Below are 16,205 nucleotides of genomic sequence, written 5' to 3' on the forward strand. Positions count from 1 at the left end.
GCCGGAGTGAGCGCTCACTCCACTCCTCGGGGCATCGTGTACGCCCACAGCGGAACGGCCCGCCGGAGGGGGCCTGTCGCCCGGCGCGGCGCCTGCACTACCGTGACCTGATGCCGACCGTTCCCGCCGTCCCGGGCGACCGGATCTCCCGGATCGCCACGCGCGTGTCCACCATCGAGCTGCTGTTCGACCTCGTGTTCGTGTTCACGATCAGCCGGGTCGCCGAGATCGTCGTGCACCACCCCGACTGGACCGGCGTGGGCCAGGCGGCCGTGGTGCTCGCGCTCGTCTGGTGGATGGTCGACGCGTACGCCTGGCTCACCAACCAGACCGCGCCCGACACCACGTTCGTCCGCCTCGCGCTCATCGCCGCGATGGCCGGATTCCTCGTGCTCGCGCTCGCCGTCCCCGAGGCGTTCGGCGCGACCGGCGTGCTGTTCGGCGCGGCATGGATCGCGGTCGCGGTCATCCACGCGGCGCTGTTCATCCAGCGCGGCGGCCGCGGCGCCGCCGGGCGCATGCTCGTGGTCGGGCCCGCCAACGTGCTCGTCGGCGTGCTCCTGATCTGCTCCGGGTTCGTCGAGGGCCCGATCGACTGGGTGCTGTTCACCCTCCCGTTCGTCGCGTTCCTCGGCTCCGCGCTGCTGAGCGCGCGCGGCGGCTTCGACCCGGGCGTCTCGCACATGGTCGAACGGCACGGGCTGCTCATGATCATCGCCTTCGGCGAATCGATCATCTCGATCGGCGTCACGGCGTCCGCCCACGAGCTCGACGCCGCGCTGCTCGCGGGCATCGTGCTCGCGGTCGGCGTCGTCGCAGCCCTCTGGTGGTGCTACTTCGCGGGCGACGATCGACGGGCCGAGGAGGCGATGTCGGCCGCCGATCCGCGCCGTCGCACGGGCCTCGCGCTCACGGCGTTCTACCTCGAGCACCTCGCGATGATCTTCGGCCTGGTGCTGCTGGCCGCCGGACTCCACGACCTCCTCGCCGAGCCGACGCACGCGGTTCCGCTCCCGGCCGCGCTCCTGACCGGCGGCGGCGCGGGGCTCTACCTGCTCGCGGACGCGTCCTATCGGACGACGCTCCGGCTCGGCCCCGCGGGCTGGCGCGCGCTCGGCGCCGCGGCGGCGACGGCGACCGCCTGGGCGGGGGTCGCCGGCTCCGGCCTGCTGCAGCTCGCGCTCCTCGTCGCGGTCGTCGTCGCGCTGCTCGCGCTCGAGCGCGCGGGTGCGCGACGCACCGTGCGCGACCGGTCCACCGCGGCGGACACGGCGGGAGCCGTCGGCTAGACCGCCGCGCGCGAGCGGCCGCCGAGGGCGCGCGCGTCGCGGTTCCCGGCGAGGTCGCGGCGCAGCTCCTTCGGCAGCGAGAACATGAGGTCCTCCTCGGCGGTCTTCACCTCGGAGACATCCCGGTACCCGGCGTCGGCGAGCTCGATCAGGACCTCCTGCACGAGCCCCTCGGGCACGGATGCCCCGCTCGTGACGCCGATCGTCGCGACCCCGTCGAGCCACTCCTGGCGGATCTCCGTCGAGAAGTCGACGCGGTAGGCCGCCTTCGCGCCGTTCTCGAGCGCGACCTCGACCAGGCGGACGCTGTTCGAGGAGTTCGCCGATCCGACGACGATCACGAGTTCGGCCTCGGAGGCGACCTTCTTGATCGCGACCTGGCGGTTCTGCGTGGCGTAGCAGATGTCGTCGCTGGGCGGGTCCTGCAGGTTCGGGAACCGCTCGCGCAGGCGCCGCACGGTCTCCATCGTCTCGTCGACGCTGAGGGTGGTCTGCGAGAGCCAGACGACCTTGTCGGGGTCGCGGACCTCGATGTTCGGCACGTCGTCGGGGCTGTTCACGAGGGTCACGTGATCGGGTGCCTCGCCCGCGGTGCCCTCGACCTCCTCGTGTCCCTCGTGGCCGATGAGCAGGATCTCGAAGTCGTCGCGCGCGAAGCGCACGGCCTCGCGGTGCACCTTCGTGACGAGCGGGCAGGTCGCGTCGATCGCGTGCAGGCCGCGGTCGGCCGCGGCGTTGACGACCGCCGGCGAGACGCCGTGCGCGCTGAACACCACGTGCGCGCCCTGGGGCACCGCGTCGACCTCGTCGACGAACACCGCGCCCTGCTGCTCGAGCTCGGCGACGACGTGCTTGTTGTGCACGATCTCCTTGCGCACGTACACGGGCGAACCGTAGTGCTCGAGCGCCTTCTCGACCGCGATCACGGCCCGGTCGACGCCCGCGCAGTACCCGCGCGGGGCGGCCAGCAGCACCCGCTTGGGTCGATCCACCGGGGTATCCTTGAGGCGGCCGCGCACGCTCGGGATCCTCGGCATGCCGAGGCCGATCCGCGGGGCATCCGTCGAGCTCGTCACGGTGCCATCCTACGCGGGCGCAGGAGACGGGCGTCTGGGAGCGAGCATGGCCGAGGACCCCACCGCGCGCGACGGCGCCTCCACACGGGATGCGCCGTGGAGCGTGTCGACCGTGTCGACGAAGATCCGCGACTGGATCGACCGGCTCGGGACCGTCTGGGTCGAGGGCGAGATCACGCAGTGGGGGCTGTCGGCGGGCAACGTCTACGGCAAGCTCAAGGACTGCGACGTCGACGCGACCGTGTCGTTCACGATCTGGTCCTCGGTCCACCGGCGCCTCCCCGAGAAGTTCGCGCAGGGCGACCGCGTCGTCGCGCTCATGAAGCCGAACTGGTGGGTCAAGGGCGGCACCCTCACCATGCAGGTGCACGACCTCCGCCACGTCGGCCTCGGCGACCTGCTCGAGCGGATCGAGCGGCTCCGCGCCCAGCTCGCCGCCGAGGGGCTCTTCGCACCCGAGCGCAAGCGCCCGCTGCCGTTCCTGCCCGGCGTGGTGGGACTCGTCACCGGCCGGGACTCCGACGCCGAACAGGACGTGCTGCGCAACGCGCGGCTGCGGTGGCCCGCGGTCGAGTTCCGCATCGCGTACGCGGCCGTGCAGGGCGACCGGGCCGTGCCCGAGGTCGTCGCCGCGATCGAACGGCTGGACGCCGATCCCGAGGTCGAGGTGATCATCGTCGCGCGCGGCGGCGGCGACTTCCAGAACCTGCTCCCCTTCAGCGACGAGCGCGTCGTCCGCGCCGCGGCCACGGCGGCGACCCCGATCGTGAGCGCGATCGGCCACGAGGCCGATCGCCCGCTGCTCGACGAGGTCGCGGACCTGCGCGCCTCCACCCCGACGGATGCCGCGAAGCGCGTCGTGCCCGACGTCGTCGACGAACTCGCGAAGGTCGAGCAGGTCCGCGCGCGCCTCGGCATGCGCATGGCCGCGATGCTCACGCGCGAGACCGACCGCATCGGGCACCTCCGCTCGCGTCCGGCGCTCGCCGACACGGGCTGGATCGTCGACCGCCGCGCCGAGGAGCTCACGCGGTGGGTCGCGCGCGGCGCCGACGTGCTCGACCGCGTCGTCGAGCGTCAGGAGGCGCGCACCGCGCAGCTGCGCGCGCAGCTCCGCGCGCTCTCGCCGCAGTCGACGCTCGACCGGGGCTACGCGATCGTGCAGGGAGCGGACGGTCGCGTCGTGCGCGCGCCCGAGGATGCCCCGTCGGGGCATCCGCTCGCCATCGCCCTCGCGGGCGGGCGGCTCGTCGCGGAATCGCGCGGGGCCGCACCCGCCGTGGCCACCGGCGCCGCACCCGCCGGCGCACCCGACCGAGCACCCAGCGCCGCCGAATAGAATGCCTCCCATGCCCACCCCCGCCACGGACGTCTCCGCGCTCAGCTACGAGCAGGCGCGCGACGAGCTCATCGCCGTCGTCGCCGAGCTCGAGCAGGGACAGGCGACCCTCGAGCACTCGCTCGAGCTGTGGGAACGCGGCGAGGCGCTCGCCGCCCGCTGCGAGGAGTGGCTCATCGGCGCCAAGGCCCGACTCGACGCCGCGCGCGCCGCGCGCCAGGCCGCGGGGGACGACGCCTGATGGCCCGCCAGCCCCGCGTCGTCGCCGAGCTCGGCCGGCCCGAGACGCCCGCCGAGACCGCTGCACGCAAGGCCGAGAACTCGAAGCGGTACCGCGATGCGAAGACGCTGAAGAACCTCGTGTGGGCGCTCGGCGCCTCGCTCGGCATCATGCTCCTCATCGTCCTGATCGTGCCCCGCAGCGACACCCCGCTCGACCGGGACGTCGACGTCGACGCGATCGCCGCCCAGGCCGCGCCGGTGTCGGACTCGCCGCTCGCAGTGCCCGAGCTCCCGGACGGGTGGCGCGCGAACGCGGCCGAGCTCCGGCGCAGCGAGGCCGACCGGGTCACGGCCTGGTACGTCGGCGAGCTGACCCCGAGCGACGAGTACATCGGCCTCTACCAGGGCTTCGGCGCCAACCCGACCTGGGTCGCCGCGCAGCTGAACAAGACGCTCGCGACCGGCACGACCACCATCGACGGCGTCGAGTGGACGGTCTACGACAACCGCGAGTCCTCCGAGGACGTCGGCAACGCCCGCTACGGCCTCGTGACCGAGTCGGGCGGCACGACCTTCGTGCTCCTCGGCACCGGCACGCCCGAGGAGTTCGTCGACTTCGCCACCGCCCTGATCCCCACGATCGAGGCGCAGCAGTAAGCCGGAGCGGCCGGCGACCGCCGGACCGCCGGGACGACCGATCCGCGAGAGGAGCTCACATGACCGAGCCCGCCCCCGCCCGCCCCGCCTCCCCCGCCGACGCCTGGCGCGAACTCCGGAACGGCAACGACCGGTTCGTCTCCGGCACTCCGCAGCATCCGCGCCAGGGCGTGGAGCGGCGCTCCGAGCTCGCGAACCAGCAGCGGCCCCGCGTCGCGATCTTCGGCTGCAGCGACTCGCGCCTCGCGGCCGAGATCATCTTCGACGTCGGCCTGGGCGACGCGTTCGTCGTCCGGAACGCCGGGCAGGTCATGTCGGACTCGGTGCTCGGTTCGCTCGAGTACGCGGTGGGCGTCCTGGGCGTCCCCCTCGTCCTGGTGCTCGGCCACGACCACTGCGGCGCCGTGCGCGCCGCGATCGACTCGCAGGCCGCGGATGCCCCGGCCCTGCCCGCCCACATCGCGAAGCTCGTCTCGGGCATCGTGCCCGCCGTCCGCCGGGTCGCGGGCGTCGAGGAGGGCGCCCCGATCGTGCCCGGCGACCTCGACGCCGGCTTCGTCGGCCGCGAGCACCTGCGCGACACCGTGCACGAGATGCTGGAGCGTTCCGAGATGATCAGCGACGCGGTGGCAGCGGGTACGCTGGCTGTCGTCGGCGCGAACTACCGCCTCGTCGAGGGGCGCGCCGAGACCGACGTGGTCGTCGGCCGCATCTGACCTCCGCCTCCGCCGGACACCGGCCCGAGGCATCCGAAGCTTCCCGGCGGGCCGCAGGCGCTCGCATCGAATCCCGGCCTGCAGAACAGCACATCGAAGGGAAACACACCGTGGTGGACAGCGCACCCGAGTACCGCATCGAACACGACACGATGGGCGAGGTGCGGGTTCCCGCGTCGGCGCTCTACCGTGCGCAGACGCAGCGCGCCGTCGAGAACTTCCCGATCTCGGGCTCCGGACTCGAGCCCGCGCAGGTCGCCGCGCTCGCGCGCATCAAGAAGGCCGCCGCGCAGGCGAACGCGCAGCTCGGCGTGCTCGACGGGGACATCGCGCAGGCGATCGTCGACGCGGCCGACGAGGTCATCGCGGGCCGGTACGGCTACGTCGAGCACTTCCCGGTCGACACGTACCAGACCGGGTCGGGCACGTCGTCGAACATGAACATGAACGAGGTCCTCGCGACCATCGCCACCGAGAAGCTCGGTCGCCCGGTCCACCCGAACGACCACGTGAACGCGTCGCAGTCCTCGAACGACGTCTTCCCGACCTCGGTGCACATCGCGGTCACCGCCGCCCTCATCGACGACCTGATCCCGGCGCTCGACCACCTCGCGGTCGCCCTCGAGGCGAAGTCGACGGCGTGGGCCGACGTCGTGAAGTCGGGCCGCACGCACCTCATGGACGCGACCCCGGTGACCCTCGGCCAGGAGTTCGGCGGCTACGCCCGCCAGGTGCGCCTCGGCATCGAGCGCGTGCGCACCGCGCTCCCCCGCGTCGCGGAGGTCCCGCTCGGCGGCACCGCCGTCGGCACCGGCATCAACACGCCCGCCGGGTTCCCGCAGCTGGTCATCGAGATCCTCCAGCGCGACACCGAGCTGCCGATCACCGAGGCCGCCGACCACTTCGAAGCGCAGGCGAACCGCGACGGCCTCGTCGACGCGTCCGGCGCGCTGCGCACGATCGCGGTCAGCCTCACCAAGATCTGCAACGACCTCCGCTGGATGGGCTCGGGCCCGAACACCGGCCTCGGCGAGATCTTCATCCCCGACCTGCAGCCGGGCTCGTCGATCATGCCGGGCAAGGTCAACCCCGTGATCCCCGAGGCGGTCCTCATGGTCGCCGCGCGCGTCATCGGCAACGACGCGACGGTCGCGTGGGCCGGGGCATCCGGCTCGTTCGAGCTCAACGTGCAGATCCCCGTCATGGGCACCGCGCTGCTCGAGTCGATCCGCCTCCTGACCAACTCGACGCGCGCGCTCGCCGACAAGACCGTCGACGGCCTCGAGGCGAACGTCGAGCGCGCCGCGGCGCTCGCCGGCATGTCGCCGTCGATCGTCACGCCGCTGAACAAGCACATCGGCTACGAGGCCGCCGCGAAGATCGCGAAGCACTCGGTCAAGCAGGGCATCACGGTGCGCGAGGCCGTCGTCGACCTCGGCTACCTCGAGCGCGGCGAGCTCACCGAGGAGCAGCTCGACACCGCGCTCGACCTGCTCTCGATGACGCGGCCGCCGCAGGCGAAGTAACCGCCGGGATCGATCGGATGCCCCGTGCCGCACCCGCGGCCCGGGGCATCCGTCGTCTCGCGCGCGCCCGTCGCGAGGGCGGGCGTACGTTGGAGCCATGGATCACGGAGGAACGCCGGTCACGTCGGTCGCCGAACTCGAGGAACTGATCGGCACGCCGCTGCCGGCCGCGCGGGACAAGTCGCGCGACCGCCTGCACGAGATCGACCGGGCCTGGCTCGCCGCCGCCCCGCTGTGCTTCATCGCGACGGCGGATGCCTCGGGCGACGCGGACGTCTCGCCCAAGGGCGACCCGGGAGGGTCGCTCGCACTCGTCCTCGACGACCGCACGATCGCGCTCGCCGAGCGCCCCGGCAACCGTCGCGCCGACGGCTTCCACAACGTGCTCGAGAACCCGCACGTCGGGCTCGTCTTCGTGCTGCCCGGCCGCGGCGACACGCTCCGGATCAACGGGCGGGCCCGGCTCCTGCGCGACGCCCCGTACGCCGAGCGCCTCGCCGTGAAGGGCCACGTCCCGATCCTCGTGCTCGAGGTCTCGATCGACGAGGTCTTCTTCCACTGCTCGAAGGCGTTCCTGCGGTCCCGGACCTGGCAGCCCGAGAGCTGGGCGCCCGACGCGGCACCCCGCCGCGCGATCATCGCGAAGACGCTCGACCGCCCCGCCGACGACCTCGCCGAACTCGAGGCGTACTACGGCCCGGCCTACGCCGAGCGGCTCTACTGCTGAACTGGACGCGCTGGGCTCGGTCCCGCCGAGCGCCGACGCCAGTCGCCGGGCGCCACCGCACGGCGAGGGCCCGGCCGCCGCGGCGACCGGGCCCAGCCCCGGCTCAGGCCAGTTCGTTCCCGTCGAGCATCTCGCTCACGAGGGCCGCGATCGCGCTGCGCTCGCTGCGGGTGAGCGTGATGTGGGCGAACAGCGGATGCCCCTTCAACGTCTCGATGACCGACGCGACGCCGTCGTGCCGTCCGACGCGGAGGTTGTCGCGCTGGGCGACGTCGTGCGTGAGCACGACCCGCGAGTTCTGGCCCACGCGGCTGAGCACCGTGAGCAGCACGTTCCGCTCGAGCGACTGCGCCTCGTCGACGATCACGAACGCGTCGTGCAGGGACCGCCCGCGGATGTGCGTGAGCGGCAGCACCTCGAGGATGCCCCGATCCACGACCTCGTCGAGCACGTTGTCGCTGACCACCGAGCCGAGCGTGTCGAACACGGCCTGCGCCCAGGGGTTCATCTTCTCGGCCTGGTCGCCGGGCAGGTAGCCGAGCTCCTGGCCGCCGACCGCGTAGAGCGGGCGGAACACCATGATCTTCTTGTGCTGCTGGCGCTCGAGCACCGCCTCGAGGCCCGCGCACAGCGCGAGCGCCGACTTGCCGGTGCCCGCGCGACCGCCGAGCGAGATGATGCCGATCTCGGGGTCGAGCAGCAGGTCGATCGCGAGCCGCTGCTCGGCCGAGCGCCCGTGCAGCCCGAACGCGTCGCGGTCGCCGCGCACGAGCTTCACCGCGCGCTCGCCGACGACGCGACCGAGCGCCGAGCCGCGGTCGGAGTGGATCACGAGCCCGGTGTTCACCGGGAAGGCGTCGACGCCGTCGATCTCGAGCGACTCGTGCTCGTAGAGCTTCGCCATGTCGTTGGACCCGAGGTCGAGCTCGGCCATGCCGCTCCACCCGCTGTCGACCGCGAGCTCGTGCCGGTACTCCTCCGCCTCGACGCCGATCGAAGCGGCCTTGACGCGCAGCGGGAGGTCCTTCGAGACGATCGTGACAGGGACGCCGTCGTTCTGGAGGTTCGCGGCGCACGCGAGGATGCGCGAGTCGTTGTCGGACATCTGCAGCCCGCTCGGCAGCACGGCCTGGCTCGAGTGGTTGAGCTCGACGCGGAGGGATCCCCCCTCGCCGACGGGGATGGGGAAGTCCAGCCGTCCGTGCTCGACCCGGAGTTCGTCGAGCAGTCGGAGCGCCTTCCGGGCGAAGAAGCCGATCTCCGGGTCGTTGCGCTTGGCCTCGAGCTCGGTGATGACGACCACGGGAAGGACGACCGGATGCTCCGCGAACCGGAACAGCGCCCGCGGGTCCGACAGCAGCACCGACGTGTCCAGCACGTAGGTCCGCTCGGACTGCGCGACGTTGCCGGAGACAGCGACGCGGGGATGCACCACCGTGCTCCCCGCGTTCCGACCGACGGTCTTGGACGACTCAGTTGAGGTCACAACCGCTCCTGACCCCGAGCGACCCCGCTCGGCTCTCGGGCCGGGCCGGCGATCCGCTCGCGAGCGGTCCACCGATCCGTCTCGACCGGGCACCCTGCCCGATGCCCCGAACGCTACGACTGCCCGCCGACATCCGTGGAATCGACACGCGGCGCGACACGTGCTGTTCATGCGCGCGCGGCACGACGGCAACGATCCCGGTCGCGAGCGGGCGCGCCCGCCCGGCCCGTCGGGTCAGTACGAGGCGGCCCGCGGGTCAGTACGAGGCGGTCACTCGGGTCAGTACGAGGCGGCGGTGGAGTACGAGACGAACGCGGCCCGGAGCATGTCGAGCGTCTCGTCCGTGGTCGCGGCGTGCACGCTGATCCGGACCCCGCCGAGCCGCGTCGTGGCGGTCACGCCGTGGTTGTGCAGCGACGCGCTGAGGAGCGTGACCTGGTCGGCCGGGGGCTCGAGCACGACGAGGCCCGCGCGCTCGCGCTCGTCGCGCGACGAGGACACGGCGATCGCGAACTCGTCCGCGAGGTCGATCACGCGGCTGGCCCGCTCGGCGATGGCCGCGTTGATCGCGGGCACGCCCGCGGCGTCGATCTCCTCCAGCGCGGCGGCGAACCGGGCCTCCGCGATCGGGTCGGGGTTCGACACCCGGTAGGCGCGCGCGGTCGCCGCGGGCGGGGGCACGTGGTCCCACACCTCGGCGTCGTCGGTTCCGGTGTAGCCCGAGAACACGGGCGTGAGTCGTTCGAGGGCGCGGTCGCTCAGCGCGAGGAACCCGGTCCCCCAGCCGGCGCGGCACCACTTCTGCCCGCCGGTCGCGATGACGTCGGCGACCTCCCACGGGGCATCCACGATGCCGAAGCCCTGGATCGCGTCGACGATGAGGAGCCGGTCGCCGATGACCTGGCGGATCCCCTCGAGGTCGCAGAGGTAGCCGGTGCGGGAGTCGACGAGGCTGACGGCGACCGCCGCGACGCCCTGTTCGAGCTGCTCGCGGATGATCCCCGGCGTCACCTTGCCGTGGTCGGTCTCGAGCCACGCGGGCTGCACGGCGTGGAGCGCCTCGTTCGCGCGCACGGCCGCGATCGGCAGGCTCGGGAACTCGCCGGGCGACAGCAGGACCGTGCCGGTGAGGCCGAAGCACGCGTGCAGGAGTCCCTGCGTGGTGTTCGGCATCGCCACGATGCCCTCGGTCGCGACGCCGGTGAGCGCGGACACGGCGGCGCGCAGCCGGTCGTCCTGCTCGGCGAACACGTCGATGCTGCTGTGCCGCACCCGGGAGAGCACCTGGGTGAGCGCGAGCAGTTCCTCCTCGGCGGCCCTCGACAGCGGGCCGAATCGGCCGTAGTCGAGGTAGCCCGGTTCCTCGCCGAATCCGGCGAGGTATCCGTCGATCGTCACGGGGTCGTCTCCTTCTCCGCGCTCATCCTGACAGAACCGGACGCGGCGACTCACCCCTGCGCGCGAAGTGGCCCCCCGACTTGGGGGTAGGGGCCGCGATGCGCGACGGCCGGCTCAGCCACCGAACCGGCGGTGGCGGTCCGCGTAGTCGCGGAGCGCGCGGAGGAAGTCGACGCGGCGCAGGTCCGGCCCGAGCGCCTCGACGAAGTAGAACTCGCTGTGCGCGGACTGCCAGAGCATGAAGTCGCTCAGCCGCTGCTCCCCCGAGGTGCGGATCACGAGGTCGGGGTCGGGCTGCCCACCCGTGTAGAGGTGCTCGCCGATGAGGTCGGGCGTCAGCCGCTCGGCCAGGTCTTCGAGGCTCCGGCCCTCCGCGTGGTGCGAGGCGACGATCGAGCGCATGGCGTCGGTGATCTCGGTCCGCCCGCCGTACCCGACCGCGAGGTTGACGTGCAGGCCGCCCTTGTCGGCCGTGCGGTGCTCGGCGGCGTCGAGGGCCGCGACGAGCGGCTCGGGCAGGCCCGCGTCGCTGCCGACGTGCTGGACGCGCCAGTCGCGGTAGTGGCTGAGCTCCTCGGCGAGGTCGGCGATGATCTCGAAGAGGTCGCTGAGCTCGGTCGACGCGCGGTTGCCGAGGTTGTCGCTCGAGAGCAGGTACAGCGTGACCACCTCGATCCCGAGGTCGTCGCACCACTCGAGGAACTCGCGCATCTTCGCGGCGCCCGCGCGGTGGCCGTCGGCCACCGAGTCGTAGCCGAGCTGACGCGCCCACCGCCGGTTGCCGTCGATGATCATCGCGACGTGGCGCGGCAGCGCGGCGCGGTCGAGGTCGCGTCGAAGGCGGCGCTCGTAGACGCGGTAGAGGAAGCTGCGACCCGACGAGCGATCGGGCTGGTTCTGCACGGGACTACGCTACCGCTCGGCGTCGCGGCGCACTCACAGCAACCGCCGACCGGTTGGCCATACGCTGGGCGCATGACCCCCGCCGAATCCGCGCGCCCGGAAGACGTCGCAGCGCACCTCGAGCGCCCGATCGACGAACTCGACGCCGCCGACGCCGCAGTCGCCCTCGACGAGCGCCGCGGACCGGACCTCCCGAACATCCCGCTGCTCGACGCCTCGGTCGCGACCCCCGAGGAGTTCAAGCCGACCTGGCGCGGGTGGATCCACGCGGGCACGTTCCCGGTCGCGATCGCGACCGGCATCATCCTGATCTGCCTCGCCGAGGGGGCCGTCGCGAAGTGGGCCTCGGCCGTCTTCATGACGACGTCGCTGCTGCTGTTCGGCAACTCGGCGCTCTACCACCGGTTCGACTGGAAGCCGCGGACCAAGGTGATCCTGAAGCGGATCGACCACGCGAACATCTTCCTGCTCATCGCCGGCACCTACACGCCGATGTCGCTGCTCGCGCTCCCGGCCGACAAGGGCGTCGTCCTGCTCACCGTCGTGTGGGCCGGTGCGCTCGTCGGCATCGGGTTCCGCGTGTTCTGGATCACGGCGCCGCGCTGGTTGTACGTGCCGATCTACCTGCTGCTCGGCTGGGCCGCGGTGATGTACCTCGGCGACCTCCTGGCCGCGAGCGTCGCGATGATGGTGCTCGTCGCCGTCGGCGGCGTCCTGTACACGATCGGCGCGGTGATCTACGGGATCAAGCGCCCGAACCCGTGGCCGGGAGTCTTCGGCTTCCACGAGATCTTCCACACGTGCACGGTGCTCGCCTTCCTCTGCCACTGGACGGCGTCGCTCATCGTCGCGCTCGCGCCGCTGTCGACCTCGGTCGGCGGCGTCGGCGGCTGACGCCGGGCGCTCGGCCGGGCGGTCGACGCCCGTCGATCGGACCCGTCAGCGACCGTCGTCGGCCGCGGGCGGCTCGACGTCGTCGCCGCCGAGGTCGGCGGCCTGCCGCTCGGCCTCCTCGGCGTCGAGGCGCGCCTGCGCCTCCGCGCGGTAGTTGACGCGGCGGATGCGCCGGACCATGTCGAGCACGAGCAGTACGACGATCGCCATGATCGCGAACGTCGCGATGAAGCCCCACACTCCGGGCGTCACCTGGTTCTCGTCGAACTCCTGGTCCGCGAATCGGACCGCGACCTCCAGCACCGCGTTCACCGGGCGGTTCCGACGGCGGGGCGGTGGTCGGATCGGACGGGCGCGACGAGCATCAGGGGGGCCTCCACGGGCGGGTTAAGCTGTCATGGAAGCCTAATCGATCGGAACCGGAGGACCCCGCGAGGTGACCGAGCAGCAGGCCGCGCTCGACGCGCGATACGGCCGGACGCCGCGCAACCGCGGACGCGACCGGCTCGTCCTCGTGCTCGGGGCGATCGCCGTCGCGATCGTCCTCGTCGCCTGGGTCGTCTGGGCCGGCCTCGACGGCTCGAAGCCGCAGATCGAGGCGACCGACCTGGGGCACGTCGTCCTCGACGACGAACGCGCCGTCGAGGTGACCTGGCAGCTCTCCGTGCCCGCGGGGAACGCCACCGCGTGCGCCGTCCAGGCCCTCAACGAGGACCACACCATCGTCGGGTGGAAGGTCGTCGAGATCCCGGCGTCCGACCAGCCGCTGCGGACCTTCACCGAGCGCATCCGCACCGCGCAGGCGGCGAACACGGGTTTGATCTCGACCTGCTGGCTCACCTAGAATCGGTGTTTCGCTCCGGCACCCGCCGGGGCGACATGTCTATCCACGGAGCGTGCACCATGGCAGCGCAGGAAGCCACCGTCACCTGGCTCACCCAGGAGGCCTACGACCGGCTGGCCGCCGAGCTCGAGCACCTCTCCACGCACGGCCGCACCGAGATCGCCAAGCGCATCGAGGCCGCGCGCGAGGAGGGCGACCTCAAGGAGAACGGCGGCTACCACGCCGCGAAGGACGAGCAGGGCAAGCAGGAGGCCCGGATCCGCCAGCTCACCGAACTCCTCAAGCACGCCCAGGTCGGCGACGCGCCGCAGTCCTCGGGCATCGTCGAGCCCGGCACCGTCATCACCGCGATCATCGCGGGCGACGAGGAGACCTTCCTCATCGGCAGCCGCGAGATCGCCGGCGACTCGGAGCTCGACGTCTTCAGCGCCCAGTCGCCGCTCGGCGCGGCGATCCTCGGCCTCAAGGTCGGCGACAAGGCCAGCTACACGGCCCCGAACGGCCGCGAGATCGCCGTCGAGGTCACCGGCGTCGACACCTGGGCCGGCCAGTAGATCCGACTCCCGCGGCCGCAGGCCGCGACGGAACGGCGGATGCCCCGGGCGGGGCATCCGCCGTTCCCGTCTCAGGGCCCGGGGTCAGTCGTCGAGCACGACGGGGTCGTACCCGGCCTTCCGGAGCACGTCGACGACGTGCTCGCGGTGCGCGGGGCCGCGGGTCTCGACCGAGATCTCGATCTCGACCTCGGAGATCTGCATGCCGCGGCCGTGCCGCGTGTGCAGGACCTCGACCACATTGGCGTGCGTGCCCGCGAGGAGCCCAGCGACCCGTACGAGCTGGCCGGGGCGATCCGGCAGCCCGAGCCGCACGGTGAGGTAGCGGCCCGACGCCGCGAGGCCGTGGCCGATGACGCGCTGCATGAGCAGCGGGTCGATGTTGCCGCCGGAGAGCACGGCGACCACCGGGCCGTCCGAGGCGACCTTCCCGGTCATGAGCGCGGCGACGGGGACCGCGCCGGCCGGCTCGACGACGAGCTTGGCCCGCTCGAGGAGCACGAGCATCGCCCGCGCGATGTCGTCCTCGCTCACGGTCACGATGTCGTCGACCGTGTCGCGGACGATCTGCCAGGTGAGCTCGCCCGGGCGGTAGACCGCGATGCCGTCGGCGATCGTCGGTACGACCGGGACGTCGGTGAGCTCGCCCGCGGCCATCGACGCGGCGAACGGCGCCGCGTTCTCGGCCTGGACGCCGATGACGCGCACGTGGCGCCCGCTGCGCGCGGCCTCCTGCTTGACCGCACTCGCGACGCCCGCGATGAGGCCGCCGCCGCCGATCGGCACGACGATGGTCGCGACATCCGGAACCTGCTCCAGGATCTCGAGGCCGAGCGTGCCCTGGCCGGCGATGACGTCGTGGTGGTCGAACGGCGGGATGAAGACCGCGTCGGTGCGCTCGGTGAACTCGAGCGCGGCCTGCTGGGTCTCGCCGAAGCTCTCGCCGGCCAGCACGACCTCGGCGCCGTACGCCTTCGTCGCCTCGAGCTTCGGCAGCGCGACGCCGACCGGCATGAAGATCGTCGCCCGGATTCCGAGCTCCCGCGCGGCGAACGCGACGCCCTGCGCGTGGTTGCCCGCCGACGCGGCGACGACGCCGCGCGCCCGCTCGTCCTCGGTGAGCCCGGAGAGCCGGTTGTACGCGCCGCGCAGCTTGTAGGCGCCCGTGCGCTGGAGGTTCTCGCACTTGAGGTGCACCGGGACGCCGAGCTGCGTCGCGAGGTGGCGCGAGGATTCCATCGGCGTGCGCCGGGCGACGGCGGCGACGGTCTCCCGCGCGTGCTCGAACTCGGCGAGCGAGGGTCCGGCGATGGTCTCGGTCACGTGGTCTGGTCTCCTCTTCTGAAACGGGGTCGCTCGGGCACCGTCCGCCACAGGGGCGAACGGGTCTCCGCCGGAGACGGCGGGTCGGCGGACTTCCACGACCCGCGCGAGACGTAGAGGATCATCACGTTCACGACCGCGGCGACCGGCACCGCGAACAGCGCGCCGGGGATGCCCGCGACGAGCGATCCGGCGGTCACGGCGACGACGACGCCGAGCGGATGCACCTTCACGGCCGTGCCCATGATGAGGGGCTGGAGCACGTGCCCCTCGACCTGCTGCACGAGCAGCACGACGCCGAGCATGATCAGCGCGATGACCCAGCCGTTGTAGACGAGCGCGACGAACACCGCGAGCGTTCCGGTCGCGACCGCGCCGACGATGGGGATGAACGATCCGAGGAAGACGAGGATCCCGATCGGCACCGCGAGGGGGACGCCGAGCAGGAACGCGCCGAGGCCGATGCCGATCGCGTCGATCGTCGCCACGAGGATCTGCACCTTCGCGAAGTTCTGCAGCGTCGCCCACCCGGCCTGGCCGGCGCCGTCGACCGCCGCGCGCGCACGGCGCGGGAAGATCCCGACCATCCAGTTCCAGATCCCGCGGCCGTCGATGAGCATGAAGAGCGTCGCGAACAGCGCGAGGAACATGCCGGCGACGAAGTGACCGAGGGACGACCCGACCGAGAGCGCGCCGCTCACGAGTGCGCCGGAGTCGGCGCGGATCGCGGCCCCGATCTGGTCGACCCAGTCGTCGAGCTGCTGCTCGGTGATCTGGAGCGGGCCGTCCATGAGCCCGGACCGCAGCTCCTCCCACGCGATCATGGTCTGCGCGGCGAGCTCGTCGGATCCGCGCACGATCTGCCACACGCCGAGCGTGAGCAGGCCGCCGACGACCGCGAGCGCGCTCACGAGCGCGGTCGTCACGCCGAGCCACTTCGGCCAGCGGTGGCGCTGGAGGAACGCGGAGAACGGCACGAGGAGCGCGCTGACGAGCACGGCGACGAGGATCGGGATGACCACGAGCCGGAGCTGGACGATGAGGAAGAGGCCGACCGCGAGCAGCGCGACGACGAGCAGCAGTCGCCACGACCACGCCGCGGCCAGCCGCATGCCGTACGGGATGCTCGCGACGACGGATGCCTCGGAACCGGGCGCGGTCGTCTCGATCCCCGGTCGTCCGGACGTTCCCCCGGGCGGCCGGACGCCGCGTCGCGCGCGGCCCGACGGCGCCCGAAGCGCGACTGCGACC

The 16,205-nt window shown here is 72.5% G+C and carries 17 protein-coding genes; 10 read left to right on the plus strand and 7 right to left on the minus strand.

All coding sequences use genetic code 11. The features are described from left to right. The first annotated feature begins 110 nt into the window (after positions 1-110). Positions 111-1,289, plus strand: coding sequence for a low temperature requirement protein A (locus ACDF64_RS17550; RefSeq protein ID WP_394552631.1), 1,179 nt, complete (start codon positions 111-113; stop codon positions 1,287-1,289). Here the strand turns inward: ACDF64_RS17550 and ACDF64_RS17555 are convergent. Beyond that, the gene (locus ACDF64_RS17555) at positions 1,286-2,326 is read right to left on the minus strand and encodes a 4-hydroxy-3-methylbut-2-enyl diphosphate reductase (protein ID WP_394555197.1); all 1,041 of its coding nucleotides are present in this window, start codon (positions 2,324-2,326) and stop codon (positions 1,286-1,288) included. The genes ACDF64_RS17550 and ACDF64_RS17555 overlap by 4 nt on opposite strands. An 85-nt stretch (positions 2,327-2,411) precedes the next feature. Here ACDF64_RS17555 and xseA point away from each other — a divergent pair, with 85 nt between their 5' ends. The 6 genes from xseA to ACDF64_RS17585 all read left to right on the plus strand — a co-directional run bounded on the left by xseA (position 2,412) and on the right by ACDF64_RS17585 (position 7,552). Next, complete coding sequence (xseA, locus tag ACDF64_RS17560; protein WP_394552632.1) at positions 2,412-3,704, plus strand: exodeoxyribonuclease VII large subunit; 1,293 nt, start codon at positions 2,412-2,414, stop codon at positions 3,702-3,704. Between the two features lie 10 nt (positions 3,705-3,714). After that, complete coding sequence (locus tag ACDF64_RS17565) at positions 3,715-3,945, plus strand: exodeoxyribonuclease VII small subunit (protein WP_394552633.1); 231 nt, start codon at positions 3,715-3,717, stop codon at positions 3,943-3,945. Continuing rightward, positions 3,945-4,583, plus strand: coding sequence for a DUF4245 domain-containing protein (locus tag ACDF64_RS17570; protein WP_394552634.1), 639 nt, complete (start codon positions 3,945-3,947; stop codon positions 4,581-4,583). Before ACDF64_RS17565 ends, ACDF64_RS17570 begins: the two co-directional genes overlap by 1 nt. A gap of 59 nt (positions 4,584-4,642) precedes the next feature. Continuing rightward, on the plus strand, positions 4,643-5,299 hold the full coding sequence (locus tag ACDF64_RS17575; protein ID WP_394552635.1) for a carbonic anhydrase: 657 nt from the start codon (positions 4,643-4,645) through the stop codon (positions 5,297-5,299). Positions 5,300-5,409: 110 nt separating this feature from the next. Next, the gene (locus tag ACDF64_RS17580; RefSeq protein ID WP_394552636.1) at positions 5,410-6,825 is read left to right on the plus strand and encodes a class II fumarate hydratase; all 1,416 of its coding nucleotides are present in this window, start codon (positions 5,410-5,412) and stop codon (positions 6,823-6,825) included. 97 nt (positions 6,826-6,922) lie between these two features. Further along, the gene (locus ACDF64_RS17585) at positions 6,923-7,552 is read left to right on the plus strand and encodes an MSMEG_1061 family FMN-dependent PPOX-type flavoprotein (RefSeq protein ID WP_394552637.1); all 630 of its coding nucleotides are present in this window, start codon (positions 6,923-6,925) and stop codon (positions 7,550-7,552) included. 103 nt (positions 7,553-7,655) lie between these two features. Here the strand turns inward: ACDF64_RS17585 and ACDF64_RS17590 are convergent, their stop codons facing one another. The 3 genes from ACDF64_RS17590 to ACDF64_RS17600 form a co-directional block, all read right to left on the minus strand. Continuing rightward, positions 7,656-8,987: a PhoH family protein gene (locus ACDF64_RS17590; protein ID WP_394555199.1), complete on the minus strand. Its 1,332-nt coding sequence runs from the start codon at positions 8,985-8,987 to the stop codon at positions 7,656-7,658. A gap of 330 nt (positions 8,988-9,317) precedes the next feature. Continuing rightward, on the minus strand, positions 9,318-10,436 hold the full coding sequence (locus tag ACDF64_RS17595; RefSeq protein ID WP_394552638.1) for an aminotransferase class V-fold PLP-dependent enzyme: 1,119 nt from the start codon (positions 10,434-10,436) through the stop codon (positions 9,318-9,320). 114 nt (positions 10,437-10,550) lie between these two features. After that, the gene (locus ACDF64_RS17600) at positions 10,551-11,339 is read right to left on the minus strand and encodes an isoprenyl transferase (RefSeq protein WP_394552639.1); all 789 of its coding nucleotides are present in this window, start codon (positions 11,337-11,339) and stop codon (positions 10,551-10,553) included. Positions 11,340-11,411: 72 nt separating this feature from the next. On the opposite strand from ACDF64_RS17600, the gene ACDF64_RS17605 reads away from it, so the two are divergent. Next, entirely contained in the window at positions 11,412-12,233 is an 822-nt protein-coding gene (locus ACDF64_RS17605) for a hemolysin III family protein (RefSeq protein WP_394552640.1), read from the plus strand. A 45-nt stretch (positions 12,234-12,278) separates the two neighbouring features. Here the strand turns inward: ACDF64_RS17605 and ACDF64_RS17610 are convergent, their stop codons facing one another. Beyond that, positions 12,279-12,545, minus strand: coding sequence for a hypothetical protein (locus ACDF64_RS17610; RefSeq protein ID WP_394552641.1), 267 nt, complete (start codon positions 12,543-12,545; stop codon positions 12,279-12,281). A 124-nt stretch (positions 12,546-12,669) separates the two neighbouring features. Between ACDF64_RS17610 and ACDF64_RS17615 the strand changes: the two genes are divergently transcribed. Together ACDF64_RS17615 and greA are read left to right on the plus strand one after the other, a co-directional pair. Continuing rightward, positions 12,670-13,077, plus strand: coding sequence for a DUF4307 domain-containing protein (locus ACDF64_RS17615; RefSeq protein ID WP_394552642.1), 408 nt, complete (start codon positions 12,670-12,672; stop codon positions 13,075-13,077). Positions 13,078-13,136: 59 nt separating this feature from the next. Then, a complete protein-coding gene (gene greA, locus ACDF64_RS17620; protein WP_394552643.1) occupies positions 13,137-13,631 on the plus strand; it encodes a transcription elongation factor GreA in 495 nt (164 codons plus the stop codon). Positions 13,632-13,715: 84 nt separating this feature from the next. Here greA and ilvA read toward each other — a convergent pair whose 3' ends face one another. Continuing rightward, positions 13,716-14,954 carry a threonine ammonia-lyase gene (gene ilvA / locus ACDF64_RS17625; protein WP_394552644.1) on the minus strand — a complete coding sequence of 413 codons (1,239 nt, stop codon included), beginning with the start codon at positions 14,952-14,954 and terminating at the stop codon, positions 13,716-13,718. Further along, positions 14,951-16,066 carry an AI-2E family transporter gene (locus ACDF64_RS17630; RefSeq protein ID WP_394552645.1) on the minus strand — a complete coding sequence of 372 codons (1,116 nt, stop codon included), beginning with the start codon at positions 16,064-16,066 and terminating at the stop codon, positions 14,951-14,953. The genes ilvA and ACDF64_RS17630 overlap by 4 nt, the downstream gene beginning before the upstream one ends. Between the last annotated feature and the right edge of the window lie 139 nt (positions 16,067-16,205).

The organism is Agromyces sp. MMS24-JH15 (genome assembly GCF_043518605.1).
Classification (GTDB): Bacteria; Actinomycetota; Actinomycetes; order Actinomycetales; family Microbacteriaceae; genus Agromyces.

Coding starts and splice junctions, on each gene's coding strand:
- greA (WP_394552643.1), top strand. CDS start 13,137: ATGGCAGCGCAGGAAGCCACCGTCACCTGGCTCACCCAGGAGGCCTAC.
- xseA (WP_394552632.1), top strand. CDS start 2,412: ATGGCCGAGGACCCCACCGCGCGCGACGGCGCCTCCACACGGGATGCG.
- ACDF64_RS17605 (WP_394552640.1), top strand. CDS start 11,412: ATGACCCCCGCCGAATCCGCGCGCCCGGAAGACGTCGCAGCGCACCTC.
- ACDF64_RS17570 (WP_394552634.1), top strand. CDS start 3,945: ATGGCCCGCCAGCCCCGCGTCGTCGCCGAGCTCGGCCGGCCCGAGACG.
- ACDF64_RS17585 (WP_394552637.1), top strand. CDS start 6,923: ATGGATCACGGAGGAACGCCGGTCACGTCGGTCGCCGAACTCGAGGAA.
- ACDF64_RS17555 (WP_394555197.1), bottom strand. CDS start 2,326: ATGCCGAGGATCCCGAGCGTGCGCGGCCGCCTCAAGGATACCCCGGTG.
- ACDF64_RS17550 (WP_394552631.1), top strand. CDS start 111: ATGCCGACCGTTCCCGCCGTCCCGGGCGACCGGATCTCCCGGATCGCC.
- ACDF64_RS17630 (WP_394552645.1), bottom strand. CDS start 16,066: ATGCGGCTGGCCGCGGCGTGGTCGTGGCGACTGCTGCTCGTCGTCGCG.
- ACDF64_RS17575 (WP_394552635.1), top strand. CDS start 4,643: ATGACCGAGCCCGCCCCCGCCCGCCCCGCCTCCCCCGCCGACGCCTGG.
- ACDF64_RS17565 (WP_394552633.1), top strand. CDS start 3,715: ATGCCCACCCCCGCCACGGACGTCTCCGCGCTCAGCTACGAGCAGGCG.